Source organism: Amycolatopsis speibonae (assembly GCF_042647925.1).
In the GTDB taxonomy this organism is placed as follows: Bacteria; Actinomycetota; Actinomycetes; order Mycobacteriales; family Pseudonocardiaceae; genus Amycolatopsis; species Amycolatopsis speibonae.
Genome location: NZ_JBHRWK010000017.1, coordinates 243,200 through 267,605 on the forward strand (window position 1 = coordinate 243,200; position 24,406 = coordinate 267,605).

Here is a 24,406-nt window from a genome sequence, read left to right on the forward strand (position 1 = left end):
AGTGATTACCGAGAGCGGCTCAACGCGTTCGGGGGTACGCGCGAACCTCTGCCGGCGAAGGCGAGTTCATGGCGTGGTTGCCGAGGGGGCGCTCGGACCGCCGTTCACTCGCCGGCCTGTCAAGCTGTGTCTTTCTCAAGACGAGTCAGGCTGCGGCATTCTTTCAAGCGTGCACGCTGCCGATAGCCGCACGACGCGGGTTGACCAGCGCGTGCCTGCCGGTGGTTTCGGCCGGGCTCACGCGGCTCTGCCCGGGGACGCGGCGCCGGTGGTCCTGGGTGGCGGCGGTCTGCTGGGGGGCGAGGCCACCGGCGACCAGGTGCTCGTGCGCGACCTGCCATACCGAGCAGGGGGCCTTGCACCTGTGCCAACGGGTCGAGCAGGTGGGACAGTCCCCGCGCTCGTCGGGCTCGTGCGCCTGGAGCATCGCGCGCCAGCCTTCGGTCAGCCGGGGGAGCTCCGAGCGGGCGACCGACACGAGCGACTGCGCGTCGGCCCGGGTCGCGAGATCGGAGAGCATGTCGAGGCGTTCCCAAACCGCGTTGCGGAGGACTTGCCCTAGGACCTGATCCACGGAGAACTCACCGTTACCTTTCCGCCATCTTGGCGGCTTCGTTGAGCGCTGCCCGGAGCTGTCCGAGCTGGCCGGACGTCAAGCGCGCGGTCTCTCCTGGCGGCGAGACGAGAACAACCTGGTTGTCTTCGACGAACACGGTGACGGCGCGTTCGCGGCTGATGAGATCGCCGCACTGCACCCGCCAGATCAGCTGTCCGCCTTCGTAACGGCGCACACTCGCGGTACGGGGGTCGACCGTGGCGGAAGGAGAGACCGGACGGGTGACGCCGGGGGTGACGCCGACCGCCTGCTGACCGGCGGGGCCGGTCGCACGCAGGTGACGCGTGGCCATACCGGGCCGTCCCGCGGTGATGGAGCCTGTTGCGATCGAGTCCACGAACTCCACTGGCTCTTCTCCGCTCTCTCGTTCACGTCGTCTTCGTAACCGCGTTTCCGCACCTGTAGGGGTTCGGAGACTTGGTAGCTCTCTGTGATCGCTGCCGGTGGCTGGTCGGTCACGGAGATCTGACAACTACAGTGATGTGAAACCGAGTGCGATAGAAGGTCGAACCGCCGTCATAGCGGTGACCGGACGAGGTTTCACGGTAAGCGGTCAAACGACTTCTGCCGGGCCGATCACAACGGGCATTCCGGTGTTTCGCACGGTTGAATAGGTGTGCCTACGCTGTTTCTCGACCCCAACGGAACTGTGAGGGGGCGCAATGGACGCCAGTATCGGTGGCGGCGCTGTCGCCGGCTCGAACGCGAAGACCACGAACGCGTCGGGCCGCCAGAGTCACCCCGTGCCGCCGGATGCCTGGGAACAGGCGGAGATGCGAGCGGCGCTGGCGACACGGGAGATCTCCTCCGTGTACCGGCTGTTGCGCAAGCACGGTGTTTCGCAGCGTCAGATCGCCGCGATGACCGGCCAGTCGCAGTCCGAGGTGTCCGAGATCCTCAAAGGTCGCCAGGTGATGGCGTACGACGTGCTCACCCGCATCGCTGACGGCCTTGGTGTCCCACGGGGATACATGGGTCTCGCCTATGACGAGGCGACAGCGATAAAGGTCGTCGGCGCTGCCGACGGCCAGCAGGCGGAGGAGGACGAGTCCGTGAAGCGACGGAGGTTCCTCGCGCACGCCGCCCAGGTCACGATGGGTGCGGCGGTGTTCGGTCCGGAATCGGGGACGTGGTCGGCCGGGCCGGCGAAGACGCCCGCCCCGGGGCGGATCGGCATGACCGACGTCCGCCAGGTGGAAGCCGCGACCAGAGCGCTCCGGTCCCTCGACTACCAGTACGGCGGCGGTTTCTGCCGCGACGCCGTGGTCGCGCAGCTGTCCTGGGGGCAGCAGATGCTCGAGTCCAACGGCACCGAAATGGTCAAGAACCGGCTGTACGTGGCGCTGGCCGACCTGCACAGCCTGGCGGGCTGGACGTCTTTCGACACCGGCCTCATGGACTCCGCGCGCGGCCATTTCGCGAACGCGCTGGACCTGGCCAAACAGGGCGACAACCACCCGCTGGTGGCCAACGTCCTCTACCGCATGGGGCGCGTCTACCTGCACCAGGACGCTCCGAACGACGCGCTGAAACTGTTCCAGCTCGGCCAGATCGCCGCCCAGGAATCGGGCTCCGAGCTGGCGGTCGCCGTGCTCTGCGCCAACGAGGCGTGGGCCTACGCGATGATGGGCAACGAGGAACAGGCCGTGAAGCTGCTCGGCCGGAGCAAGGACGAATTCGCCCGCGCCAACCTGGCCGAGGCCGAATCCTGGGTCAAGTTCTTCACCGAGACAGACGTCTACGCCATGATCGGCACCGTGCACACCGTGCTCGCCGCGAAGAACGCCGAGCACACCAAGTACGCGATCCCGGCGCTGACCAAGGCTGTCGAGTCCTACGACGACGACATGGCCCGCAGCAAGACGTTCATGCTCAGCGCGCTGGCCACGAACCACCTGCTCGAAGGCGATCTCGATCATGGCGCCAAGGTGGGCTCGAAGGCCGTCGACTGTGCCGAGGGCATCAAGTCGGAGCGGGTGAAGGACCGGATGCGGCCGCTGCAGGTCGAGGCGGAACGCCGCCGGAACAACGCCGACGCCCGTGACCTCGCCGACCGCCTCAATTCCTTCTACGCCGCCTGAGCCGACCGGATCGGTCGGCCGGTTCACGCCCGGCAAACTGCGCGACGCCCTGGGGCGGACGTGCGAGGTGCTGGGTGTGGACCCCGAAGGCGCCCGGCTGCTGAGGTTCACCAACAACGCCGTCTACGAGCTGGCGAGCGCGCCGTTCGTCGTGCGGATCGTCGGCTCCACCCTGCTGCGGCACCGCGTCGGCACGGTCGTGCGGGTCGCGCGCCACTTCGAACGGCACGCCGTGCCGGCCATCCGCCTGATTCCGGGCATCGACCAGCCGCTGCCGGTCGGCGAGCATCTCGTGACGGTCTGGTGGAAGGTGCCGGAGAGCGGCCGGAGGGCGAGGTCGGCGGACCTCGCCGCGCTGCTGCGCCGGGTCCACGCGCTCGAACCGCCCGAGGGGCTCGCCCAGTGGGCGCCGTTCGCCGCGGTCCGCGCCCGGGTGTCGGACGCGGAGGAGCTGGCCGAGGGCGACAGGCGCTTCCTCCTGGAGCGCTGTGCCGAGGTCGAAGCCGCCCTCGCGACACTCGACTTCCCCCTGCCCAGGGGCCTCGTCCACGGGGACGCGCACACCGGGAATGTGATCGGCGGGCCGGACGGGCCGGTCCTGTGCGATTTCGATTCGTCCTGTGTCGGGCCGCCGGAATGGGATCTGACGCCGCTCGCCGTCGGCCATGAACGGTTCGGTGATCCACCCGCTCGTTATCGCGTGTTCGCCGAGCGGTACGGATTCGACGTGACCACCTGGTCCGGGTTCCCGGTTTTGCGTGCGATCCGTGAACTGAAGCTCACCACGAGTGTTCTCCCGATTCTCCGGAGTCATCCCGGTGTACGCGATGAGCTGCGGAAACGGTTGGACGATCTCCGGAACGGGCGCACCGGCGCGCGGTGGAACCGGTATCGGTGAGCCGCCCGGGAACGGCTATCTGCACGTGCATTCGCCGACGCCGAATGACCGTTCGTCGCTTGTCCGAATTCGCCGATCAATCAGTGACGAATTCGGCCGGGCCGATCACTTCTATTGGATCAATACTCCCCCAAATGTGCAACTTGCAGCTACGCTGAGTCATTCCGGGGGCGTCGTTCACCTGGTCGTTGGCGCACCGATCGGTACCGCCGGGTCAGAGCTGTTCCAAACGCGTACGCAGAGCGTTCGCCTCCGGACGGCCGAGGCCGACGAAAATCGGCAAGGCCCGGTCGTAGAAGCCCCGGGCTTCGTCCTGTTCGCCGTCCGCCTCGGCGATCTCGCCGAACGCGGCCAGCGCCCTGGCCACCTCGAACCTCGATCCGCTCGCCTCCATCGTGACGCGGGCGGGTTCGAGTTCGGCCCGCGCGGCCGTGAGATCCCCGGTGGCCGTGAGGGCACGGCCGAGTTCGATCCGGGCGCGGGCCACGTTGTAGTCGTCGCCTTCGAGGACGTCGCGAGCGCGGGTGAGGTCGGCGATCGCGGCTTCGGGCCGCCCGGCGCGGACGCGGGTCGCGCCGAGGTTGATCAGCGCCAGCCCGACGTCGTGCCGTCGGTCCTGCCGCTCGCTGAGCAGATGGTCTTCGGTGAACCACTCGATCGCGTCGTCGAGCCTGCCCTGCTGCAGGGCGACCAGGCCGAGCCCTTCCACCGAACGGATCTCGACGACACCGTTCCCCGCTGTCCGCGCGGCTTCGCGACCTGCCGTGTAGTGCCCGACGGCGTCGTCGTAGCGGCCGGTGCCGCGGCAGGCGGCGCCGCTGCGGTTGTGCATCAGCGCCTCCGCGCCGGAGTCGCCCCACTCCCGCGCGCAGCGCATGCCCGCCTGGCTCACCCGCAGGAAGTCCGGGTAGTGCTTGCGCAGCAGGAAAAGCGGCCACATCGCGGCGGCGAGCTGCCAGCCGAGCTCGGGCAGCTGCCACGTCTCGGCGGCCTCGATCGCGGCGATGAGGTTCTCGCGCTCCAGTTCGAGCCAGGCGAGTTCCTCGTCGGACGAAGCGAACGAAAGCGGCGCCGCCGGCCGGTACTCGTAGCGGTACGGGATCGGATCCTGGTCGGGGACGGTCAGGCCCGTGGTCGCCGACGCCGTGAAGAGGTACCACTCGAGCATGCGGCGCAGGGCGATGTCACGGTCGTACTCGTTGCCCGCCGTCTTCTCCTTGGCGTGCAGCCGCGCGAGGTCGTGGAAGGTGTACCGGTCGTCGCCGCGGTCGATCAGCAGCCCGACGTCGACGAGCTGGTCCAGCAGGTCGTCGGCGACCTCGGGGCGGACGGCGATCGACGCGGCCGCCACGCCGACGCCGAAGTCGGGCCCGGGGTGGAGCCCGAGCGCCGCGTACAGCGCGGCCGCGTCCGAGGGGAGTTCGTCGTAGGACAGGTTGAAGCTGGCTTCCACCGATTGCGCCTCTTTCGTCGAGAGCGTGGCCAGTCGACGATATTCCTTCCCCAGCTCGGTGGCGATCTTCTCCAGCGACATTTTCGGGCGCCCCGCCAGCTTGGCGCTGACCGTGGTGAGGGCGATCGGCAGGCCGCCGCACAGGTCGGCGATGGCGCGTGCCTGGTCGGCTTCGGCGCCGACCCGCTCGGCGCCGACGGCGCGGCCCAGCAGTTCGGCGCTGTGTGCCGAACCGAAGGGGGACAGCTCGATCAGCTTCGCGCGATGTTCGGTCTGGAGCCTGCCCAGACGGCGCCTCGAAGTCACGATCACCAGGCTGCCCGGGCCGGCGGGCAGCAGTGGCAGCACCTGATCGGTCGACGCCGCGTTGTCGAGCAGCACGAGCAGGGGCCGCTCGGCGGTCGTCGTGCGGTACAGGGCGGTGAGTTCTTCGACGCTCGCGGGCAGCCCCTCCGGCGGGACGCCGAGCGCCCGGAGGAACCGGCCGAGCGCTTCGGCCGCGGAGAGCGGGCCGTTGGTGCTGAACCCGCCGAGATCCGTCCAGAGGTGCCCGTCGGGGAACCGGTCGGCGAGGTGACGGCCCCACGCGGTGGCCAGCGCCGTCTTCCCGATCCCGCCCTGGCCGCTGATCAGGTGCACCGACGGCCCGTCGGCGTCTTCCCGGGTCAGCAGCTCATCGAGCAGGGTGAGTTCGGCCGTGCGGTTGGTGAAGTGCGCGGGCGCGGGCGGAAGCTGACGCGGCCCCGAACTCACCTGCCTGGTGAGCCGGACCGCCGATCGCTGGCGCGGTACCTGCGGCGTGCTCACTTCACTGTCACCCGGCAACGGGCTGCCCATCCACTGTCCCCTCTTCGGGTTAACCCCAGCGATCGCGTAGAGCATCCCGGTGAAGGTCCTGACAGGACAGTGAAACCGGCCAAATGCGGCCGTTTGGAGCAAGGTCGGTAACAGCTGGAAAAGATTGTCGCCGGGATGTCGAGAACGTCGCGACGGCTTCGTCCCTGGGTCAGTCGCGGCCGGAGTGGCCGCGAAACAGGGAGGACAAGCCATGCGCAAGCTCATCGTCCAGCAGTGGGTCACCGCCGACAACATCGTCGCGGAGGAAGATGGCGGACTCAGCTTCGTGCCGGGGGAACCGTTCTCCGAGAAGACCGAGCCCGCGTTCAAGGAAAGCGTGATGGGGTTCATCGACTCGGTCGACACGATGATCCTCGGCGCGAACACCTACGCCATGTCCAAGGACTACTGGCCCAACGCCGAAGAGCAGGGCGAGTACGGCGAGAAGGTCAACAACCTCACCAAGTTCGTCGCCTCGTCGAAGCTGGACGACGCCCCCTGGGGCGACTTTTCCGCCGCGACGGTGACCAGCGACCCGGCCGCCACCATCCGGGAGCTCAAGCAGCGGGGCGGCAAGGACCTCTGGCTGTGGGGGAGCCTGACGCTCATGCGGTCGATGCTGGACGCCGGCGTAGTCGACGAGGTCCGGATGATGGTCTGCCCGGTGTCGCGCGGCAAGGGAACGCGCCTTTTCCAGGAGCGGCTGGACCTCAAGCCGGTCGAGGCGACCGCGTTCCGGAACGGCGTGGTGCTCCTGCGGTACGCGGTCGAAAACTAGGTCGTCGGGACGACCGGGGCTCGCGTGAGGACGACGGCGAATCCGAACGCCAGCCCCATCACGGTCAGCTCCAGCGTCGCCCACGCGGCCAGCGCCGTGCGGTTGTGCCGGATGATCTGCGGCATCAGCTTCCAGCGCGTGTACGCGCCGAGGCTCGCGATCACTCCGGTGCACAGCAGCTTGAGCAGCACCAGTTGCCCGTACGGCGTGGTGAAGACGCCTTCCCAGAACCCGAGCGACGGGTTGAGCGAGATCTCGATCAGCCCGTTGAACAGGCCGGTCGCCGCACCGAGGATCAGGCACAGCGTCGCCAGTTTCGAGAACCGCGGCAGCGCGTGTGCCAGCAGAGTCCGGTTCCCGACGAGCAGCACCGTCATCGCGCCGAGCCCGCCTGTCCAGGCGACGGCGCTCATGACGTGCAGCTCCATCGAGATCATCGTGTAGTCGTGGTAGTTCCAGTTCGACGCGTGCCCGGTGACCGGCAGCGGCAGCAGCGCGAACAGCCCCAGCCCGACGCGGACCTCGGCGGGCACCTTCTCGCCGTGCTTCAGCGCGAGGATGCCGAGTCCCGCGTGGAGCAGGGCCAGCACCGCGACGATCAGCAGCGCCTTCCCCGCGCCGACGTCGGCGATGTAGCTCCCGACGTCGGACAGCGACAGCGTGCTGGAACCCGGCCGGTATTCGGCGGTCTGCAGGATCAGCGCGACGAGCGCGGTGGTCGCCCAGACCAGCGCGGCCGCGACGCTCGCGGGCCGCGCGAGCCGCATGATCGGCTCGGAAAGCTTCGGCCGGTCGTAGCCGACCAGTACCGAAAGGAGCGCCAGCCCGATCGTGGCGACCGCCGAGATGTCCAGCAGCACCCGCACGATCGGGATGGAGACCGAGACCACCTCGCTGACCTGCGCGACCCCGGGCACCGGGGCGGTGGCCGTCAGCGCGACGCCGATCAGGGCGCCGACGAGGCCCGCGGTCACCACGCAGAACAGGACGGCGACGCGGGCGCGCGAGGTGGTCTCGGCCTGGGTCATGAGCCGCTCTTCTCCTTGTCACCGGCGCCGGTGCGCAGTGCGACGGTCAGTCCGACGGCGAGCAGCACGACGGCTCCCGCGATCCACACCCAGATCGGCACCCCGGACGAGCCTTCGCCGCCGGTCGCCGGTGTCGTCTCGGCCTGGCCGCCGCTGCCACGCGCGGCGTCGGCGCTCGCCGGCGTGCCGGTGCCCGCGGCGGTGAGGGTGAACGGCACCTCGCCGGTCACCGCGTGCCCGTCCGCGGACAGGATCCGGTAGCCGATCTTGTATTCGCCCGCCGGGCCGAGCGGCCGCAGCGGCACGCTCACGGCGCTGTCGCGGACCTCGACCTGGCCCTCGGCCCACTGGCCGCCGCCCGGTCCGGTGACCGCGATCTGGTTGACGTTCGCGTTCTGGACGTACTGGTCGAACGTGAGCGTGATCTTCGCGGGCCCGGCGGCGACGGAAGCGCCCTTCGCCGGGTCCGAGGAGATCAGGACGTTGTGCGCCAGCGCCGGGGTGGCGGTGGCGAGCCACGCCACCCCGGTGATCGCCAGCGCGACGATCGCTTTACGCATTTACTCGGTTCCCTCGGTGTTGCCGGTCTTGGCGGAAGCGGTGGCGCGGCGGGCGCGCAGGGTGGCACCGGCGCCGACGCCGAGGCCGAGCGCGCCGACGACCAGACCGGCGCCGCCGAGCCAGCGGGCGGTGTTGTCGGACGACGAGGACGAAGCGTGGGATTCCTCGGTGGCCTTCGTGTCGGTGCCGTGGCCGCCGCCGTGCCCGTCACCGCTCTTCTCGGCGAGCTTCACGCTCGGCGCGGGGTGCTCGGGCTCTTCACCGGAGGCCGGGGTCGGCTGGTTCCACTCGACGACCTTGCCGTTCTCGTAGGTCTGGGTGGCCGGGAACTCGATCGCGTCGACGTTGGTCGGGAGCTTGCCCGCGCTGATCTGGAACTCCTGGAACTCGGTCGACCCGGCGGCGATCTTGGTGCCGGGCTCCGCGGTCCAGGAGACCTTGGTGACGGCCTCGGTGATCTGCGTGCCGGAGTCGGTGGTCACCGGTGCGGGCAGCTTGGACTTGACGACCTCGGCCTTCCAGCCGGGAAGCGGCTTGGCCCGCACGGAACTGAGCGCGTACTCGGGCTTGACGGTGATCTCGACCTTGATGGTGCCGGCGTCCTTCTCCTCGTTGGGGACGCGGAAGAAGATCGACCCGTAGCCGCCCTTCGCCGGCTGGGGGCCGTAGACATTGGCGGTGACGTGGGCCGAGGCGACCCCGGCGGACAGCAGACCGGCGGCGCCGATGGCGGCCGCGAGGAAACCGGCGCGCTTGAAGACGTGCTTGGACACGGGAACTCCTGAAGTGGTCAAGACGGCGGGTTCGGGGACCTCGCCGGATTACTGGGGGACGATCTGGGGTTCAGGAGAACAGCGGCGGGCCGCGCCTGCCGTGGACCCGGCGCAGGTCCACGCGGACGAGGTGGCCGGGGCCCGCCGGACGGGCGAGTACCGGGGACGCCATCGCGGCGGGTACCGGGAGCGCGTTGAGGATGAACGGGACCAGCGCGCGCAGGCAGGCCAGGACGCCGAGCAGCAGTCCGTCGGCCTTGGCCAGCAGCAACGCGGTGACCAGCGTCGCGACGACGTGCGCGACGGTCATCGCGAGTCCGCCCGAGACGGGCGCCGGTTCGTCATGCATGAGCTCGTGGCTGCTCAGCGAGCTGAGCACGAGGTGCATCACGACCTGACCGGCGCCGAGGTCGACGACCGTGGCCAGCGGCCCGCGGGCCTTCGAAGCGAGCGCGGCGGCGTTCCAGCCGATCAACACGGTGAGCAACAACGTCATCGCCGTATCGGGTACTTCGCCGTCCCCGATCACGTGAGCGGTCACAGCCAGCGCCGCGGAGCTCACGCCGAGCAAGCCACCACGTACGGCGCGTAGCGCGCTTCGGTGATGGCTGCCCTTACTCACGGGTGAAGAGTATTCGACGTACCGCCGAGCGGTCGACGTCCTCCCGGCTGTTGAGTAGTGAAAAAGACACCACCGGGGCGGCGCGTGCGTTTGCCCATTTAGGCCGAATGGGGAACGTTTGCAGGACACAAGGCGGTAAACAGGGGTTTGGCCGCGAGCGTTCTGGGTAGTCAGGCTCCCGATACAGCTACTCCGAATGGGTGAGGAGTCTCACCCAGAGGCGGCGGGAGAACCAGCACGCGATGAATCTCTTCGAGTACATCTCGGATCGGTGGGACAGACTCGCCCTCCAAGGGCTCCTCCATGTCAGCGCGGTCGTGCAGTGCACGATCATCGCCGCCGTGCTCGGCGTGGTGATCGGCGTCGCCGTCTACCGCAGCCCGGTCGGGTCGGCCGTGGCCACGGCGCTGGCGAGCACGATCCTCACCGTCCCCTCCTTCGCCCTCCTGGGCCTCCTCATCCCGGTGTTCGGCCTGGGGGCGAACACCACTGTCATCGCCCTCGTGCTCTACGCGCTGCTGCCGATCGTGCGGAACACGATCGTCGGGCTGGGCGGCGTCGATCCCTCGGTCAGTGACGCGGCACGCGGTATCGGCATGAGCCGGTTCGGCGTGCTGACCAGGGTGGAGCTGCGGCTCGCCTGGCCCGCGATCCTCGCCGGCATGCGGGTCGCGACGCAGATGCTCATGGGCATCGCGGTCATCGCGGCCTACGCGAAGGGTCCCGGCCTCGGCTCGGAGGTCTTCTCCGGCCTCACCAACGCGGGGAGCACGAACTCCCTGAACCAGGCACTGACCGGGACGCTCGGCGTGGTCGTCCTCGCGCTGGTCCTCGACGCCGTTTACGTCCTGATCAACCGTTTGACCGTCTCTAGGGGTGTCCGTGGCTGAGTCTCCTGAAACCGTATCCGGCGTCGAAATCGAGCTGGAGAACGTCACGAAGCGCTACCCCGGCACCCGTGAGCCTGCGGTCGACGACTTCTCGATGGTGGTGCCCGCGGGCAAGATCGTGGTCTTCGTCGGCCCGTCCGGCTGCGGCAAGACCACGACCATGCGGATGATCAACCGGCTGATCGAGCCGACGTCGGGCCGCATCACCATCGGCGGCGACGACGCGCTGAAGCTCGACGTCGACACCCTTCGCCGTCGCATCGGCTACGCGATCCAGCAGGCCGGCCTCTTCCCGCACTTCACCGTCTCGCAGAACATCGCGGTGGTGCCCGGCCTGCTCGGCTGGGACAAGAAGAAGGTCAACGACCGGGTCGAGGAGATGATGGACCTGGTCGGGCTCGACCCGGCCGACTTCCGCGACCGCTTCCCGCGTCAGCTGTCCGGTGGACAGCAGCAGCGCGTCGGCGTCGCGCGGGCGCTCGCGGCCGACCCGCCGGTGCTGCTGATGGACGAGCCGTTCGGCGCGGTCGACCCGATCACCCGGGGCAACCTGCAGGACGAACTGCTGCGGCTGCAGACCGAGCTGAAGAAGACGATCGTCTTCGTCACCCACGACTTCGACGAGGCCGTGAAGCTCGGCGACAAGATCGCGGTGCTCGGGAACCAGTCGAGGATCCTCCAGTACGACACCCCGGACGCGATCCTCGCGAACCCCGCCGACGACACGGTCGCCGGTTTCGTCGGCGCCGGTGCCTCGCTGAAGCAGCTGACGCTGCTGCGGGTCCGCGACGTCGAGCTGAAGCAGGACGCCCTGACGGCGATGGTCAGCGAATCGCCGTCGGACGTCCGCGAAAAGCTGACCCAGCAGCGCAAGCACTTCGTACTGGTGCTCGACCAGCGCCGCCGTCCGATGCGGTGGGTGCACGTCCGCGAGCTGACCAAGGCGACGTCGCTGGCCGCCGCGGGCAAGCCGCTGCGCGACTCGGTCAGCCTCCAGTCGACGCTGCAGGACGCGCTCGAAGCCATGCTCGCCGAGGGCGGCAGCGTCCCGGTGACCGGCGCCCGCGGCGAGTACGCCGGGACGATCGAGCTCGACACCGTCATCTCGACGATCCAGCAGCTGCGCGAGGAGCACTCGGACGACAACCCGGCGGAAGGTGTGACCGCATGACGGCCGTCGATACCGGGTTCTCCACCGAATCCTCGTCGAGAAGTGCCGAGCGGGTCCGGCTGTTCGCCCAGCCCGCGGTGGTACTGCTGATCGTCGCCGGGGTGCTGATCTGGGTTTTCGCCAGTGACCTGACCGCGACGGAGAAAGCGACCCTCAACGCCTCCGGGCTGTTCACCGCCCTGCGCGACCACCTGGCGATGACCATCGTGGTCACCGCGATCGTGGTGGTCGTGGCGGTGCCGCTCGGCGTGCTCGTCACCCGGCCCTGGGCGAAATGGGCGGCGCCGGTCTTCCTGGCGGTCGCGAACATCGGCCAGGCCGCGCCCGCGCTCGGTGTGCTGGTGCTGTGGTTCATCGTCACCGGCGCGACCGGCGGACTGTGGGTCGCGGCGCTGCCGCTGGCGTTCTACTCGCTGCTTCCGGTGCTGCGGAACACGATGGTCGGCCTGCAACAGGTCGACCCCTCGCTGATCGACGCGGGCCGCGGCATCGGCATGTCGGCCTCCGGTGTGCTGTGGCGGGTCGAGCTCCCGCTGGCCGTCCCGCTGATCCTGGCGGGCCTGCGGACCTCGCTGGTGCTGGCCGTCGGCACGGCGACGTTCGGCATGTTCGTCAACGCCGGCGGTTTCGGCCTGCTCATCGACACCGGCTACAAGCTCAACCTGACGAAGGTGCTGATCACCGGCTCGGTGCTCGCCGTCGCACTGGCGCTGCTGGTGGACTGGCTGGGCGCGGTGGCGGAACAGTTCTTCGGACCGAAGGGACTGCGCTGACATGCGATTGAAAGCGATCCTCGGCGCGGTCCTGTTGTGCGGCACGCTTTCCGCGTGCGGGCTCGAGGTCAACACCGCGCTGCCGTACAAGATCGAACCCGGTTCGATCAAGCCCATCGAATCCCTCAAGGGCCTCAAGGTGACGGTGGGATCGAAGGACTTCACCGAGAACATCATCCTGGGCTACATGGCCGAAATGGCGCTTTCCGCGGCGGGCGCGGACGTCGTCGACCTGACCGACATCAAGGGCTCCAACTCGTCGCGGCAGGCACTGCTCGCCGGCCAGACCGACGTCACCTGGGAATACACCGGCACCGGCTGGATCAACTACCAGGGCAACGAACTCCCCGTACCCGGCGGGGAACAGGCCCAGTACGAAGCCACGAAGACGGCCGACGAGGCGAAGTTCGGCGTCACCTGGCTGAACTACTCGCCGCTCAACGACCAATACGCCTTCGCGGTCACCGAGGCCTACGGCGCGGCGAACAACCTGAAGACGACGTCCGACCTGGCGGCGTTCCTCAAGCAGAAGCAAGACCAGAACGTGTTCTGCCTGGAGACCGAATTCACCAGCCGCCAGGACGGTTTCCCCGCCGCCGTGCGGGCGTACGGGTTCCAGAACCCGGTGATCAAGAACTTCGGCATCGGCACGATCTACTCGGCCGTGGCGAGCGGGACCTGCCCGATCGGCGAGATCTTCACCACCGACGGCCGGATCGCCGGACTCAACCTGCGCGTCCTCGAAGACGACAAGAAGGCGTTCCCGCAGTACAACGCCGTGCCTACGCTGCGAACCGAATTCCTGAACCAGCACCCGGAACTCCGCGGACCGCTGGAAGCCGTCGGCGCGGCCCTGGACAACCAGCAGATGATCGAACTGTGCAAACAGGTCGACGTCGACGGCCGTGACCAGGGCGAAGTCGCTTACGAGTGGATGAAAAAGAAGGGTTTTATCAGCTAGATCTGTCGAGCGCTGACGGAAACGTGCCGAAGGGGCGTCGTTCCGCTTCCACCTCACGGTGGGTGCGGAGGCGCCCCTTCATCACGTTTCCGTGGGCCTTCGGCCCGAAAGAGGGCGCTCGACGGGTGAAGTCTCCGTCGGGCGCGGGGCGCCCTTGGGGAGACCTCTCGGCTGAGTTCGCCGCCGTCCCTGCCCGCTTGGAGCCCCCGGGCGTGCAATGAAGGGGACTTTCATTGCAAAATTTGCAATGAAAGTCCCCTTCATTGCATCCGTAAGTCGCCGAAGCCGCGCTTAGATGCCCAGGCGGTGCAGCAGTTTGCCCTCCAGCTGGTCCAGCTCCCCGGCCACGGCCCGGTGCGCCGCCTTCCGCCGCGCGGCCGGCATCCGCTCCGAAGCGCGGACGGTCGCCGAAAGCTGCTCCAGCGTCCCCTGAGTGTCCTTCGCGAAGGCCGCGTCGGCGTCTGTCGCCTTCGCGGACCTCTTCAGCTCCGCGAGCCCCTGCGTCAGCCCGGCGATCCGCGCGTGCAGCGCGGCACCGCGTCCGCTGAACTCGCCGAGCTGGTCGACGGCGACGCCGAGCTTCTTCGCCTGATAACGGTCGTATAGCTCTCGCGCGGCGCCCGCCGCTCGAACGGCGTACGGCGCGATCACCGGCAGTACGGCCGGACCGAGCACTTTGGCCACCGCGACGGCGTTTTTCGCCTTCTTCGGGGTGATCCTGCCTTCGCCCTCGATGGCTTTGGCCTTGCGCGCCATGGCACCTCCCACGCTGTGTCACAGTCGAACTTACTGGTCCCCGAAGTGGCGGGCATGTCGGCTTGCCGGTCGCCTTCTAGAGTGTTGTCTGTGAGTAACGAGGTGCTACTGGACGCGGGAGCGGTGAGCCGCTGCCGGCGTCGCGTGCACCTCGAACACGATCCGGCGATGCGCGAGGTCCCGCTCGCCCCGCCCGACCCCGCCGCGCAGCAGCGGATCGCCGACGCGTCAGCGCATCGCGACGCGATCGTGCAGCGGCTCATGGACGCGACAGGCCCCGACGCGGGCTGGGTCAAGATCGCCCGAGACCTCCCTGCCGCCGAGCGCGTGCAGCTCACCGAAGAGGCCTTCGCCGCCGAAGCGCGCTACATCTGGGGCGCGCTGCTCCCGGTGGATCGCGCCGGTCACCGCCGTGGCGGCTCCGAACTCCTGGTCCACACCGGCGCCGGATACGTGCCGGTGCTGGTCGTGCGGCACCGCATCACCGATCGCGGCGCGGGAGCGACGACCACGGTGATGACCGATCTCGACCCGGCGAACCGGCTGCCCGATCCGGCGCGGAAGGTCCGCTCGCAGCCGCGGGACCAGATGCGGCTCGCGCACCTCTATCGGATGCTCGAAGCGCTCGGGAAACACGAAGGGCACCGTGCCCTCGGCGGCGTCATCGGACTCGACGCGGACGTCGTCGTCTGGCACGACCTGTCCGCGGGCACCTGGCCAGGCGGGCGGAGCGCGCTGACGGAGTACCAGAGCCGCTTCGTCGACAGGCTCGCCATCGCCAGCGCGGCCGCCGAAGACGAAGAGCCGCTCGCCGAACCGTCCCGCGTCCTCGAATGCCGTCGCTGCCCCTGGTGGCCGACGTGCGAGGTCGTGCTCACCGAAACCCGCGACGTCAGCCTGGTCGTCCGCGGCGAGGACGCGATGGAACTCCGCCGCGCCGGGGTGTCCACAGTGGACAAGCTGGCCGCGCTCGACCCGGCCGACGAGCCCCCGCCGATGAACTGGACCGGAGGCACCTTCGCCGACGCGATCATCCTCGCGCGCGCCTGGCTCGCCGATCTCACGATGGTGCGCAAGGTCGACCGCGTCGAGGTCTCGCGCGGCGACGTCGAGGTCGACGTCGACATGGAGAGCTTCGGGGATTCCGGCGCGTACCTGTGGGGTTCGCTGCTGACCGGCGCCGACATCGGGGTGGAGCGGGGCTACCGGGCCTTCGCGACGTGGGAGCCGTTGCCGACCGCGGACGAGGCCCGGTCGTTCGCGGAGTTCTGGGCCTGGTTCACCGACGTCCGCGAGCGCACGCTCGCCGCGGGCCTGACCTTCCGCGCCTACTGCTACAACGCGCTCGCCGAGAACCGCTGGCTCTTCGGTTCCGCCGGCCGGTTCGGCGAGTACCCCGGCGTGCCTGCCAAGGCCGAGATCGCGTCCTTTGTGGACTCCGAGGAATGGATCGACCTCTTCCGCAGCGTCACCGACCAGTTCCTGTGCTCCCAAGGCAAGGGGCTCAAGGTCATCGCCCCGGTCGCCGGTTTCGCCTGGCGCGATCCGGAAGCCGGCGGCGAGGCGTCGATGAGCTGGTACCGCGACGCGGTCGGCATGGACGGCGGCATCCCGGACGACGCCCAGCGGGAGCGTCTGCTGCGCTACAACGAGGACGACGTCCTGGCGACGCACGCGCTGCGGAACTGGATGACCGACCACGCGCAGACCGTGCCGTACATGAACGACCTCTGATCTCTCTCACTCGCTAAGAGACTTGCGATCACTCACGCTTCTGCGGATACTCGTCCACGAGTACTCGTAGGCGAGGAGGCACGGTGAAGCGGCGGAAAGTCGGGAACCTGCTGGCGCTGGCGATCCTGTCGACGCTGAGCGAACGCCCGATGCACCCGTACGAAATGGCCTCGATCCTGAAGAGCCGCGGCAAGGACCGTGACATGGGGATCAAATGGGGTTCGCTGTACACGGTCGTCGGCAACCTGCGGAAACACGGTCTGATCGAGGCCGTCGAGAGCAACCGCGACGGCGCCCGCCCGGAGCGCACGGTGTACCGGATCACCGACGCCGGCCGTGACGAAATGCTCGACTGGCTGCGCGAACTCCTCGCCGGGCTCGCGCCCGAGGAGCCGAAGTTCGTGGCGGGCCTGTCGGTGATGATGTGGCTCGGCCCGGACGAGGTGATCGCCCTGTTCCGGACCCGGCTGGCGGCGCTGGACGACGAAATCGCCTCGACCAGGGCGGAACTCGCGCGACTCCTCGAAGAGGTACCGCGGCTGGTGCTGCTCGAGATCGAATACCACCTGGCGATCCGGGCGGCGGAGGCCGAATGGGTCCGCTCGATCCTCGGGGAACTGACTTCCGGCTCGATGCCCGGTCTCGCCGAATGGCGGACCTTCCACGAGACCGGAGAGCTGCCGGCCGAAGTGGCCGAGCTCGTCGAAAGGGGGAGCACCACCGACTGAAAGAGCCCCGACGAGGTGTTGCAGCACCTCACCGGGGCGACGATCCCGCACCGGAACCCGGCCACGAGACAGCATCTTGAGGATAGCCGGGCTCCGGGCGGACAACCCTGGAGTGACCATGTCGAACATCAAGGACAGAAAACGGTTCAAGCTCGTCCCGGAGATGGGCGGTGCGCTGGCGCGGAACTACGCCCGGCAGCGCGGCACCGAACCGCAGATCGAAAATTGGCGGAAGCAGGCCCGCGAACTCACCGCGGACCTGCCGGGAGGCGCGAAGATCCTCGAGGTCGCCTTCGGCCCCGGCTACTTCGCCGTCGAACTGGCGAGGCTCGGGTTCTCCGTCACCGGCCTCGACGTCGCGCCGACGTTCGTCGAGATCGCGAGCGAGTACGCGCGAACAAAAGGCGTCGAGGCATCGTTTCGCGAGGGTGATGTCGCGGGGATGCCGTTCGACGACGAGTCGTTCGACCTCGTCGTCTGCCAGGCCGCGTTCAAGAACTTCGTGTGGCCGGTGAAGTCGCTCGACGAGATGTACCGTGTGCTGCGTCCGGGCGGCACGGCCGTGGTGCAGGACATGAACCGCGACGCGACCGATGGCGACATCGTGCGCGAGGTCGAGAGCATGAAGCTCGGGAAACTCGCGGCGCTCGGTGTGCGGCAGGCGCTCGGCCAGCTCCGGCGGCGCGCGTACACGCCGGTCGGCTTCGGTGGCCTGGTCGCCGAAACCGCTTTCCGGACCTGTGAGGTCACCACAGCGGGCATCGGCCTGGACGTCCGCCTCACCCGTCCGTAAACGCTATGAAAGGTCCTTTCCTTGCAAATTTCGCAAGGAAAGGACCTTTCATAGCGCGCGGGGACGGCTCAGCGAGGGGCCATGCGCAGCGAGCCGTCCATCCGGACGACCTCGCCGTTCAGGTAGTCGTGGTCGATCAGCGACAGCGCGAGCTGCGCGTACTCGTCCGGCCGCGCGAGCCGCTTCGGGAACGGGACGCCTTCGGCCAGCGAGGCGCGGAACTCGTCGCTCACGGTCGCCAGCATCGGGGTGTCGACGATGCCCGGCGCGATGGTCAGCACCCGGATCCCGTGCGACGCCAGGTCGCGCGCGGCGGGCAGGGTCATCCCGACGATGCCGCCCTTGGACGACGAGTACGCCACCTGCCCGATCTGGCCGTCGAAGGCCGCGATCGACGCGGTGTTGATGATGACGCCGCGCGCGTTGTCGGCCAGCGGTTCCGTCTTGGCGATGGCCTCGGAGGCCAGCGTCAGCACGTTGAACGAGCCGATCAGGTTGATCTGGACGACCTTCGCGTACAGGGCGAGGTCGTGCGTGCCCTTCTTCGAAAGGATCCGCGCGGACGGCCCGATCCCGGCGCAGTTCACCACGGTCCGCAGCGGCACCCCGGACTCGGCGGCGGTCGCGACGGCGGCCCGCACCTGCTCCGGATCGGTCACGTCGGCCTCGACGTAGGTGATGCCGTCGATCTGCTCGGCGTTGGCGATGGCACCGGCGAGATCCAGCGCGAAGACCCGCGCGCCCTTCGCCGCGAGCGCCTTCGCGGTCGCGCCGCCGAGCCCGGACGCGCCGCCCGTGACGAGCGCCGCGGTATCGGTGATCTGCATGTTCTCCCTTTCGTCGACAACCGCGTCCAGGTTAACGCTCGTTCGCATCGAGGTAGCGCGTGTGTTGGCTCACGTCGGTGCGCAGCATGTCGCGAGGAGTATGCGGGCCTGAAGCATTCCGTTAGCTCGGAGGTCAACTCCGGCTGTCACCTTCAGCAGCATGAGCGCTGCTCGGATCGTGGTGGTGGGGACCGGTTACGTCGGATTGACCACGGGGGCCTGCCTGGCCGGCCTGGGGCATCGAGTCACTTGCGTCGATGTCGACAGGGCGAAGGTCGCAAGGCTCTCCGCCGGACGGGTGGACATCCTGGAGCCGGGATTGTCCGAGCTGGTGGCGAGGGGGCTGACCAGCGGGAGACTCAATTTCGTGGTGGGCGCGCGCGATGCCGTCCGTGACGCTGAGGCTGTTTTCCTCTGTGTGCCGACGCCGATGGGCGCGGGCGGCTCGGCGGACCTGTGGGCCGTCGAGGCCGTGACGAACGAGATCGGCGACGTCATCCCCGCGGGTTGCGCGCTGATCACCAAGTCGACCGTGCCGGTGGGGACGTCGAAGCGCATCCAGGCGATGCTCGGCCGCACGGACGTACCTGTCGTGTCGAATCCGGAGTTCCTGCGCGAGGGCACCGCGGTCGAGGACTTCCTCGGCCCCGACAGGATCGTCGTCGGTTCGGACGACGTCGCCGCCGCCCGCTGGGTCGGCGACCTCTACGCCGACCTCGCCGCCCCGGTCGTCGTCGCCGACGCGGCCAGCGCGGAGCTGGTGAAGTACGCGGCGAACTGCTTCCTCGCGATGAAACTGTCCTATGTGAACTCGATCGCCGAACTGTGCGAACGCCTCGGCGCGGACATCGACCTGGTCACCGAAGGCATGGGCTACGACCGGCGCATCGGCCGCTCGTTCCTCAAACCCGGCCCCGGCTGGGGCGGCTCGTGCCTGCCGAAGGACACCAGCGCGCTGGTCCGGGTCGCGGAGTCGGTGCAGTACGACTTCACGCTGCTCACCTCGGCGATCGAGGAGAACATCGCGCAGCGGGACCGCATCGTCGCGAAGATCGCCGGCGCTGTCGGCGGCACGCTGGCCGGTTCGCGCATCGGCGTCCTCGGGCTGGCGTTCAAGGCCGGGACGAACGACCTGCGCGACTCGCCCGCCCTCGCGGTCGCTTCCGTGCTGGGCGCGCTCGGCGCGGAACTGACCGCCTACGACCCGGCCGTCGGCGGCCAGCTCGCCGGGATGACCGTGGTCGACGACCCGTACCAGGTCGCGAAGGCGGCCGACGCCGTCGTCGTGCTGACGGAATGGGACGAGTTCAAGCGCCTCGACTGGGCCTACATGGCCGAGCAGATGGACGGCGACTCGGTCGTCGACACCCGCAATCTCCTGGAGCCGCAACGGATCCTGGACGCCGGCCTGTCGTGGCAGGGCGTCGGGCGGCCGCGGGCGGCGCTGCGGCGGAAGGTCGCCGTCTCCTGACCCACCTGCCTCCCGCGGGTGTCATGAAAGGGTCGTTCAGGACGAAATTTGTCCTGAACGACCCTTTCATGACACCAGGGAGACGAGCGTCAGCAGCCCGTCCACGACTTCCTCGGCCGTCGGAGCGTTTTCCGGGTCCAGCATGTGCTGCAGCATGATGCCCGAGTTCAGCGCTGTGGCCACCGCGCCGATCCGGCGCTCATCGGACTCGGTGAGGTTGTCCTCGTCGATCCCGAGGACGCCCGCCGCCATGCCCCGGCGGCCCTCGCGCTGCGCCGCGGCGAGTTGTTTCCGCAGTTCAGGATGATGTTCGGACTGCACGAACGCCTCGATCGAGGCAAGCCACAGCTGCCGGTTGCGCCCGTAGGAGTCGATCATCGCGCGCCACGAGGCCCGGTACTGCTCGGCCGCCGGAGCGTCGGGGTCGACGGCGTTGCGCATCTCCACCTGGATCTCGTTGCCCCAGTTGTCCATCGCCTGCGAGAACGCCGTCAGCAGCAAGGTTTCGCGTGAACCGAAGTGGTAGCCGATCGCCGCGTGGCTGACCCCGGCCGCCGTCGCGATGTCCCGCACCGTCGTGCGTGACCAGCCTTTTTCCTTCAAGCACTGGATGGCGCCCGCCATCAGGTCCTCGCGATTACCCATACCCGGGATCCTAGACCACGCGGTTTATCCGCTTGGTTTAACCAAGCGGCTTGACCAAGCGTGCAAATCTGCCGTACGGTCCTTCCTGTCACCACGAACCCCAGGGAGCAGCCATGACGACCACCGTTCTGATCTCCGGCGCCGGCATCGCGGGCCCGGCCCTCGCCTTCTGGCTGCGTGAGCGCGGCTTCGCGCCGACAGTCGTCGAGCGCGCCCCGGCCCTGCGCGAAGGCGGCAGCGCGGTCGACTTCCGCGGCGAGCAGATGACCCTGCTGAAGCGCATGGGGATCCTCGAAGACATCCGCGCGAAGGAAACCGCGATGGGTGCGCAGGTCATCGTCGATCCGCGGGGCAGGAAGGTCGCCGAGATGCCGTCGGTGTTCTTCAGCGGCGAGGTCGAGATCGAGCGCGGAGACCTGACGCGCATCCTCTACGAGCACACGAAGGACGACGTCGAGTACGTCTTCGGCGACTGGATCACCGGCCTGGACGAGCTCTCGGCCGGCGTGGAGGTCAGCTTCGCTCAGGGCGAGTCGCGCAAGTTCGACCTGGTCGTCGGCGCGGACGGGCTGCACTCGGGCGTCCGGCGGCTTGCCTTCGGCGACGAAGAGCGGTTCCGCACCGACCTCGGCTTCCACACCGCGGGCTTCACCGTGCCCAATCACCTCGGCCTCGATCACCTGGGCCTGATCTGCAGCGTCCCCGGCCGGACCGTGATGGCCGCCAGCGGTCGCGACGGCTCGGCCCTCAACGTCAGCCTGGTCTTCACGTCGGAGTCCATCGAAGTGAATCGCCGCGACGTCGAAGCGCAGAAGAAGGCCGTTGTCGAGCGCTACGCCGACTTCGGCTGGGAAGTGCCGGCGCTGCTGGAAGGCCTCGGCGACGCCGCCGCGCTGTACTTCGACTCGCTCAGCCAGATCCACCTCGACAAGTGGTCACAGGGCCGGGTCGTGCTGCTCGGTGACGCGGCCTGGTGCGCCGGTCCGGGCGGTTCGGGCACCGGGCTCGCGATGATGGGCGCGTACGTCCTGGCCGGGGAACTCGCCGCCGCGCGTGGCGATCACGAAGTCGCTTTCGCGCGCTACGAAGAGAAACTGCGCGGCCCGGTGAAGGTTTCGCAGAAGCAGGCGGCCGGGATCGGCACGTTCCTCGCGCCGAAGACGCGGTTCATGGTCGGCTACCGGAACTTCCTCTACCGGGTGCTGGGTTCGAAGCCGATGACCAAGGTGTTCACCTGGATCACCTCGCGCGCGGCGAACGCGGCGACGCTCGAAAACTATGACGCCCCGGTCGCCGCTCAGCGCTAATTTCGGTGGGTGAACGATCTGAGGGAGTTTCGCCGAGCTTGCTACGAGGCGGCTCGGCGGACACGCGGCCAGGTCACCCGGTTGGTGCCGGGGAACTTCGACCAAGCCGAGATCGCTTATCGCCACCGGACCGCCGCGGTGTTGTGGACGCAGGAGTGGGACGAGGCCGGAAGACACGAGATCCTCGGCATCGCTGAAGCACCTGTCGGCTACGGATCGATCACCTTCGTCGACGAGCCAGGGCTGCTGGCCGTTCTGGGAGAACTTCTTCCCGGGCACCGGTTGTACACGCGGGCTGAACTCGACGCACCGATCGACCTCTCGGCACCCCCTTGGGTGAACGATCGTGAAGCCAGATACTGGCGGCCCGGCAATCTCGGCGAAGCGCTCTTCAACTTCTGGGACTGAAAAAGTAGTTAGCAACGCGTAGTATCGGCCGGGTGTTCACGACCAGGCCGGAACTGGCCGGCACCCACGGCATGGTGGCATCGACGCACTGGCTGGCCTCGGCCACCGGCATGGCGGTGCTGGAAGACGGCGGCAACGCCTTCGACGCGGCGGTAGCGGCCGGGTTCGTCCTGCAGATCGCCGAGCCGCATCTGTGCGGCCCGGCGGGGCAGGTGCCCGGCATCTTCGTCACCGCCACGGACCGGGTTCCGCGAGCCCTCGCGGGGCAGGGAGTCTCGCCCGCGGCGGCGACGCCCGAGTACTTCGCGGATCTCGGGCTCGATCTGATCCCCGGCAGCGGTCTGCTCCCCGCCACCGTCCCGGGCGCGTGGGACGGTTGGCTGCTGCTCCTGCGGGATCACGGCACGAAGTCGTTGCGCGACGTCCTCGGCTACGCGATCTCCTACGCGCGCAACGGGATTCCGCTGGTCAGCCGGGTCGGTGCCACGATTCGCGCGGTCCAGGATCTCTTCACCGAGCACTGGCCGACGTCGGCGGCGCTCTGGCTGCCGGACGGCAAACCCGCCGAGGGGCTGCACCGGAACCCGGCGCTCGCGGACACCTGGGAGCGGCTGGTCGCCGAGGCCGAGGCGGTCAGCGGTCGTGAGGCGCAGATCGACGCCGGACGTCGCGCGTGGTCACAGGGTTTCGTCGCCGAAGCGATCGAAGCGTTCAGCCGCAAGGCTTTCCGCGACGACTCCGGTCGCGACCACGCCGGTCTCCTCACCGGCGAGGACATCGCGGGCTGGGAAGCGACGTACGAGGACGCGCTGCAGGTCGACTTCGGCGACTGGGGCCTGGTGAAGATGGGCGCCTGGACGCAAGGTCCGACGCTGCTTCAGCAGGCGCGGCTGCTGGACGGCCTGCGCGACGAACTGTCCTATGTAGACGGAATTCCGACGGAACGCACGGTGCACTTGGCCGTCGAGGCGGCGAAGCTGGCGTTCGCGGACCGCGAAGCCTGGTACGGGGACTCTCCCGACGTGCCGATCGAGCTCCTGATCTCCCGCGAATACGCGGACACTCGACGGGCCTTGATCACCGACGAAGCGTCCGCCGAGCTGCGGCCGGGTGGTCCCTCCCCGCGGCTGCCCGCGATTCTCGAAAAGCTGCGCGGACTCGAATCCGGGTCCGGTGCGACGGGAGAGCCGACGGTCGGTCCGCTGGGCGAGACCCGGGGCGACACCGTGCACATCGACGTCGTCGACGCGGCCGGGAACATGATCTCGGTGACGCCGTCGGGTGGCTGGCTGCAGTCGAGCCCGACGATCCCGGAACTCGGTTTCTGCCTCGACTCTCGCGGGCAGATGTTCTGGCTGGAACAGGGCCTGCCGAACTCGCTGGCGCCGCGGAAGCGGCCGCGGATCACGCTTTCGCCGTCGATGGGCCTGCGCGACGGCGAGCCGGTGCTGGCCTTCGGGACTCCCGGCGGGGACCAGCAGGATCAGTGGCAGCTGTGTTTCTGGCTGGCGCACACGCTCGGCGGGCTGAACCTGCAGGAGTCGATCGACTCGCCCGCGTGGCACACGACCGCGTTCCCGAGTTCGTTCTATCCACGCTCGTGGACGCCGCGGGAACTGGTCGTCGAGTCGCGGCTCGGTAAGTCCACAATGGACGCTCTCGCCGCGCGTGGACACGACGTCGTCGATGCCGGACCTTGGTCGCTCGGGCGGCTTTCGGCCGTTTCGCGGTCCGGTGGCGTGCTCCGCGCCGCCGCCAACGCGCGGGGAATGCAGGGCTACGCCGTCGGACGCTGACGCACGCCTGCCTGACCTATGCCGTGAAGGCCTCCTTCCCTACCCTCAAGGTAGTGAAGGAGGCCTTCACGGCCCTTCCCCTGGGCTTGTCCACAATGACCCCCGTCTGTGGACAACTCACGTCAGCTCCCCTGCCGAACCCCCATCGGCGATAGACTGGCTTCGGGGTCGCCCCCTGGGACCAATGCCACTTACTTAGCATTTTCGCAGGTAAGCGGGGGCGCTGGAGGCGGTTCCAGGCAGCTTCGGGCACGGATTGTGACGATCGGTGGTGTGTCGTAGCGAATGCTGGCGGGTCCGGTTTTCTTCTTGTAGCGGCTTTGGGTTTTCTTCACGGCGCGGGGACAGCTGCGGTTCCGTCGTGCCGGGTTGAGCCGCTCAAGGATCTCGGACTACGTTTCCCGGGTGGCCTGACGAAGTGTTCCGGGGGGAAAACGCCGCCTGGTCACTGACCTGGCGGCGGACCGCCCGGAAAGAGCGGATAAAGGAGATCCTGTCG

24 protein-coding genes are annotated in these 24,406 nt (G+C 68.6%); 14 read left to right on the forward strand and 10 right to left on the reverse strand.

The window, feature by feature from the left end:
- Positions 1-163 precede the first annotated feature (163 nt).
- Together ACFOSH_RS13485 and ACFOSH_RS13490 are read right to left on the reverse strand one after the other, a co-directional pair.
- Positions 164-574 (reverse strand): hypothetical protein, encoded by a 411-nt coding sequence (locus tag ACFOSH_RS13485; RefSeq protein WP_378239146.1) that lies wholly within the window; start codon positions 572-574, stop codon positions 164-166.
- 13 nt (positions 575-587) lie between these two features.
- Positions 588-962 (reverse strand): hypothetical protein, encoded by a 375-nt coding sequence (locus ACFOSH_RS13490; RefSeq protein ID WP_378239147.1) that lies wholly within the window; start codon positions 960-962, stop codon positions 588-590.
- Positions 963-1,278: 316 nt separating this feature from the next.
- Here ACFOSH_RS13490 and ACFOSH_RS13495 point away from each other — a divergent pair, with 316 nt between their 5' ends.
- Together ACFOSH_RS13495 and ACFOSH_RS13500 are read left to right on the forward strand one after the other, a co-directional pair.
- Positions 1,279-2,697, forward strand: a complete 1,419-nt coding sequence (locus ACFOSH_RS13495; protein WP_378239149.1) for a tetratricopeptide repeat protein — start codon at positions 1,279-1,281, stop codon at positions 2,695-2,697.
- Positions 2,657-3,595 carry a phosphotransferase family protein gene (locus ACFOSH_RS13500; protein ID WP_378239150.1) on the forward strand — a complete coding sequence of 313 codons (939 nt, stop codon included), beginning with the start codon at positions 2,657-2,659 and terminating at the stop codon, positions 3,593-3,595. The genes ACFOSH_RS13495 and ACFOSH_RS13500 overlap by 41 nt, the downstream gene beginning before the upstream one ends.
- Positions 3,596-3,809: 214 nt before the next feature.
- Here the strand turns inward: ACFOSH_RS13500 and ACFOSH_RS13505 are convergent, their stop codons facing one another.
- The gene (locus tag ACFOSH_RS13505; protein WP_378239151.1) at positions 3,810-5,885 is read right to left on the reverse strand and encodes a tetratricopeptide repeat protein; all 2,076 of its coding nucleotides are present in this window, start codon (positions 5,883-5,885) and stop codon (positions 3,810-3,812) included.
- Positions 5,886-6,096: 211 nt separating this feature from the next.
- Here ACFOSH_RS13505 and ACFOSH_RS13510 point away from each other — a divergent pair, with 211 nt between their 5' ends.
- Positions 6,097-6,663 carry a dihydrofolate reductase family protein gene (locus ACFOSH_RS13510; protein WP_378239152.1) on the forward strand — a complete coding sequence of 189 codons (567 nt, stop codon included), beginning with the start codon at positions 6,097-6,099 and terminating at the stop codon, positions 6,661-6,663.
- On the opposite strand, the gene ACFOSH_RS13515 is transcribed toward ACFOSH_RS13510, so the two are convergent.
- The 4 genes from ACFOSH_RS13515 to ACFOSH_RS13530 form a co-directional block, all read right to left on the reverse strand.
- The gene (locus ACFOSH_RS13515; protein WP_378239153.1) at positions 6,660-7,691 is read right to left on the reverse strand and encodes a copper resistance D family protein; all 1,032 of its coding nucleotides are present in this window, start codon (positions 7,689-7,691) and stop codon (positions 6,660-6,662) included. The two genes, ACFOSH_RS13510 and ACFOSH_RS13515, sit on opposite strands and share 4 nt — an antisense overlap.
- Positions 7,688-8,251, reverse strand: a complete 564-nt coding sequence (locus ACFOSH_RS13520) for a copper resistance CopC family protein (RefSeq protein ID WP_378239154.1) — start codon at positions 8,249-8,251, stop codon at positions 7,688-7,690. Before ACFOSH_RS13520 ends, ACFOSH_RS13515 begins: the two co-directional genes overlap by 4 nt.
- Complete coding sequence (locus ACFOSH_RS13525; RefSeq protein ID WP_378239155.1) at positions 8,252-9,025, reverse strand: YcnI family copper-binding membrane protein; 774 nt, start codon at positions 9,023-9,025, stop codon at positions 8,252-8,254.
- 70 nt (positions 9,026-9,095) lie between these two features.
- Positions 9,096-9,587 carry a hypothetical protein gene (locus tag ACFOSH_RS13530; protein WP_378239185.1) on the reverse strand — a complete coding sequence of 164 codons (492 nt, stop codon included), beginning with the start codon at positions 9,585-9,587 and terminating at the stop codon, positions 9,096-9,098.
- A 302-nt stretch (positions 9,588-9,889) separates the two neighbouring features.
- Here ACFOSH_RS13530 and ACFOSH_RS13535 point away from each other — a divergent pair, with 302 nt between their 5' ends.
- Genes ACFOSH_RS13535 through ACFOSH_RS13550 form a run of 4 tightly spaced genes read left to right on the forward strand, consistent with a single transcriptional unit; the run spans position 9,890 to position 13,442 of the window.
- Positions 9,890-10,537: an ABC transporter permease gene (locus ACFOSH_RS13535; protein ID WP_378239186.1), complete on the forward strand. Its 648-nt coding sequence runs from the start codon at positions 9,890-9,892 to the stop codon at positions 10,535-10,537.
- Positions 10,524-11,708 carry an ABC transporter ATP-binding protein gene (locus tag ACFOSH_RS13540; RefSeq protein ID WP_378239156.1) on the forward strand — a complete coding sequence of 395 codons (1,185 nt, stop codon included), beginning with the start codon at positions 10,524-10,526 and terminating at the stop codon, positions 11,706-11,708. The genes ACFOSH_RS13535 and ACFOSH_RS13540 overlap by 14 nt, the downstream gene beginning before the upstream one ends.
- Positions 11,705-12,481, forward strand: coding sequence for an ABC transporter permease (locus tag ACFOSH_RS13545; RefSeq protein WP_378239157.1), 777 nt, complete (start codon positions 11,705-11,707; stop codon positions 12,479-12,481). Before ACFOSH_RS13540 ends, ACFOSH_RS13545 begins: the two co-directional genes overlap by 4 nt.
- 1 nt (position 12,482) lies before the next feature.
- A complete protein-coding gene (locus tag ACFOSH_RS13550) occupies positions 12,483-13,442 on the forward strand; it encodes a glycine betaine ABC transporter substrate-binding protein (protein ID WP_378239158.1) in 960 nt (319 codons plus the stop codon).
- Between the two features lie 291 nt (positions 13,443-13,733).
- Here ACFOSH_RS13550 and ACFOSH_RS13555 read toward each other — a convergent pair whose 3' ends face one another.
- The gene (locus ACFOSH_RS13555) at positions 13,734-14,198 is read right to left on the reverse strand and encodes a DUF6474 family protein (RefSeq protein ID WP_020632747.1); all 465 of its coding nucleotides are present in this window, start codon (positions 14,196-14,198) and stop codon (positions 13,734-13,736) included.
- Between the two features lie 54 nt (positions 14,199-14,252).
- Here ACFOSH_RS13555 and ACFOSH_RS13560 point away from each other — a divergent pair, with 54 nt between their 5' ends.
- From ACFOSH_RS13560 to ACFOSH_RS13570, 3 genes are all read left to right on the forward strand, one after another.
- The gene (locus ACFOSH_RS13560; RefSeq protein WP_378239187.1) at positions 14,253-15,932 is read left to right on the forward strand and encodes a TM0106 family RecB-like putative nuclease; all 1,680 of its coding nucleotides are present in this window, start codon (positions 14,253-14,255) and stop codon (positions 15,930-15,932) included.
- An 83-nt stretch (positions 15,933-16,015) separates the two neighbouring features.
- Positions 16,016-16,660, forward strand: a complete 645-nt coding sequence (locus ACFOSH_RS13565) for a PadR family transcriptional regulator (protein WP_378239159.1) — start codon at positions 16,016-16,018, stop codon at positions 16,658-16,660.
- A 118-nt stretch (positions 16,661-16,778) separates the two neighbouring features.
- Entirely contained in the window at positions 16,779-17,453 is a 675-nt protein-coding gene (locus tag ACFOSH_RS13570) for a class I SAM-dependent methyltransferase (RefSeq protein ID WP_378239160.1), read from the forward strand.
- Between the two features lie 68 nt (positions 17,454-17,521).
- Here ACFOSH_RS13570 and ACFOSH_RS13575 read toward each other — a convergent pair whose 3' ends face one another.
- Complete coding sequence (locus ACFOSH_RS13575; RefSeq protein WP_378239162.1) at positions 17,522-18,280, reverse strand: SDR family NAD(P)-dependent oxidoreductase; 759 nt, start codon at positions 18,278-18,280, stop codon at positions 17,522-17,524.
- Between the two features lie 160 nt (positions 18,281-18,440).
- Between ACFOSH_RS13575 and ACFOSH_RS13580 the strand changes: the two genes are divergently transcribed.
- Entirely contained in the window at positions 18,441-19,751 is a 1,311-nt protein-coding gene (locus ACFOSH_RS13580) for a UDP-glucose dehydrogenase family protein (RefSeq protein ID WP_378239163.1), read from the forward strand.
- Positions 19,752-19,817: 66 nt separating this feature from the next.
- Here the strand turns inward: ACFOSH_RS13580 and ACFOSH_RS13585 are convergent, their stop codons facing one another.
- Positions 19,818-20,396, reverse strand: a complete 579-nt coding sequence (locus ACFOSH_RS13585) for a TetR/AcrR family transcriptional regulator (RefSeq protein WP_378239164.1) — start codon at positions 20,394-20,396, stop codon at positions 19,818-19,820.
- 113 nt (positions 20,397-20,509) lie between these two features.
- Here ACFOSH_RS13585 and ACFOSH_RS13590 point away from each other — a divergent pair, with 113 nt between their 5' ends.
- Genes ACFOSH_RS13590 through ACFOSH_RS13600 form a run of 3 tightly spaced genes read left to right on the forward strand, consistent with a single transcriptional unit; the run spans position 20,510 to position 23,907 of the window.
- Positions 20,510-21,703, forward strand: a complete 1,194-nt coding sequence (locus ACFOSH_RS13590; protein WP_378239165.1) for an FAD-dependent monooxygenase — start codon at positions 20,510-20,512, stop codon at positions 21,701-21,703.
- Between the two features lie 9 nt (positions 21,704-21,712).
- Entirely contained in the window at positions 21,713-22,111 is a 399-nt protein-coding gene (locus ACFOSH_RS13595; RefSeq protein ID WP_378239166.1) for a hypothetical protein, read from the forward strand.
- 32 nt (positions 22,112-22,143) lie between these two features.
- Entirely contained in the window at positions 22,144-23,907 is a 1,764-nt protein-coding gene (locus tag ACFOSH_RS13600; protein WP_378239167.1) for a gamma-glutamyltransferase family protein, read from the forward strand.
- Positions 23,908-24,406 lie beyond the last annotated feature (499 nt).

What these genes read in the sequence shown, in the direction of transcription:
- ACFOSH_RS13495 (WP_378239149.1), top strand. Translation starts at nt 1,279, where the DNA reads ATGGACGCCAGTATCGGTGGCGGCGCTGTCGCCGGCTCGAACGCGAAG.
- ACFOSH_RS13505 (WP_378239151.1), bottom strand. Translation starts at nt 5,885, where the DNA reads ATGGGCAGCCCGTTGCCGGGTGACAGTGAAGTGAGCACGCCGCAGGTA.
- ACFOSH_RS13510 (WP_378239152.1), top strand. Translation starts at nt 6,097, where the DNA reads ATGCGCAAGCTCATCGTCCAGCAGTGGGTCACCGCCGACAACATCGTC.
- ACFOSH_RS13515 (WP_378239153.1), bottom strand. Translation starts at nt 7,691, where the DNA reads ATGACCCAGGCCGAGACCACCTCGCGCGCCCGCGTCGCCGTCCTGTTC.
- ACFOSH_RS13520 (WP_378239154.1), bottom strand. Translation starts at nt 8,251, where the DNA reads ATGCGTAAAGCGATCGTCGCGCTGGCGATCACCGGGGTGGCGTGGCTC.
- ACFOSH_RS13535 (WP_378239186.1), top strand. Translation starts at nt 9,890, where the DNA reads ATGAATCTCTTCGAGTACATCTCGGATCGGTGGGACAGACTCGCCCTC.
- ACFOSH_RS13545 (WP_378239157.1), top strand. Translation starts at nt 11,705, where the DNA reads ATGACGGCCGTCGATACCGGGTTCTCCACCGAATCCTCGTCGAGAAGT.
- ACFOSH_RS13550 (WP_378239158.1), top strand. Translation starts at nt 12,483, where the DNA reads ATGCGATTGAAAGCGATCCTCGGCGCGGTCCTGTTGTGCGGCACGCTT.
- ACFOSH_RS13555 (WP_020632747.1), bottom strand. Translation starts at nt 14,198, where the DNA reads ATGGCGCGCAAGGCCAAAGCCATCGAGGGCGAAGGCAGGATCACCCCG.
- ACFOSH_RS13560 (WP_378239187.1), top strand. Translation starts at nt 14,253, where the DNA reads ATGTCGGCTTGCCGGTCGCCTTCTAGAGTGTTGTCTGTGAGTAACGAG.
- ACFOSH_RS13570 (WP_378239160.1), top strand. Translation starts at nt 16,779, where the DNA reads ATGTCGAACATCAAGGACAGAAAACGGTTCAAGCTCGTCCCGGAGATG.
- ACFOSH_RS13575 (WP_378239162.1), bottom strand. Translation starts at nt 18,280, where the DNA reads ATGCAGATCACCGATACCGCGGCGCTCGTCACGGGCGGCGCGTCCGGG.
- ACFOSH_RS13580 (WP_378239163.1), top strand. Translation starts at nt 18,441, where the DNA reads ATGAGCGCTGCTCGGATCGTGGTGGTGGGGACCGGTTACGTCGGATTG.
- ACFOSH_RS13585 (WP_378239164.1), bottom strand. Translation starts at nt 20,396, where the DNA reads ATGGGTAATCGCGAGGACCTGATGGCGGGCGCCATCCAGTGCTTGAAG.
- ACFOSH_RS13590 (WP_378239165.1), top strand. Translation starts at nt 20,510, where the DNA reads ATGACGACCACCGTTCTGATCTCCGGCGCCGGCATCGCGGGCCCGGCC.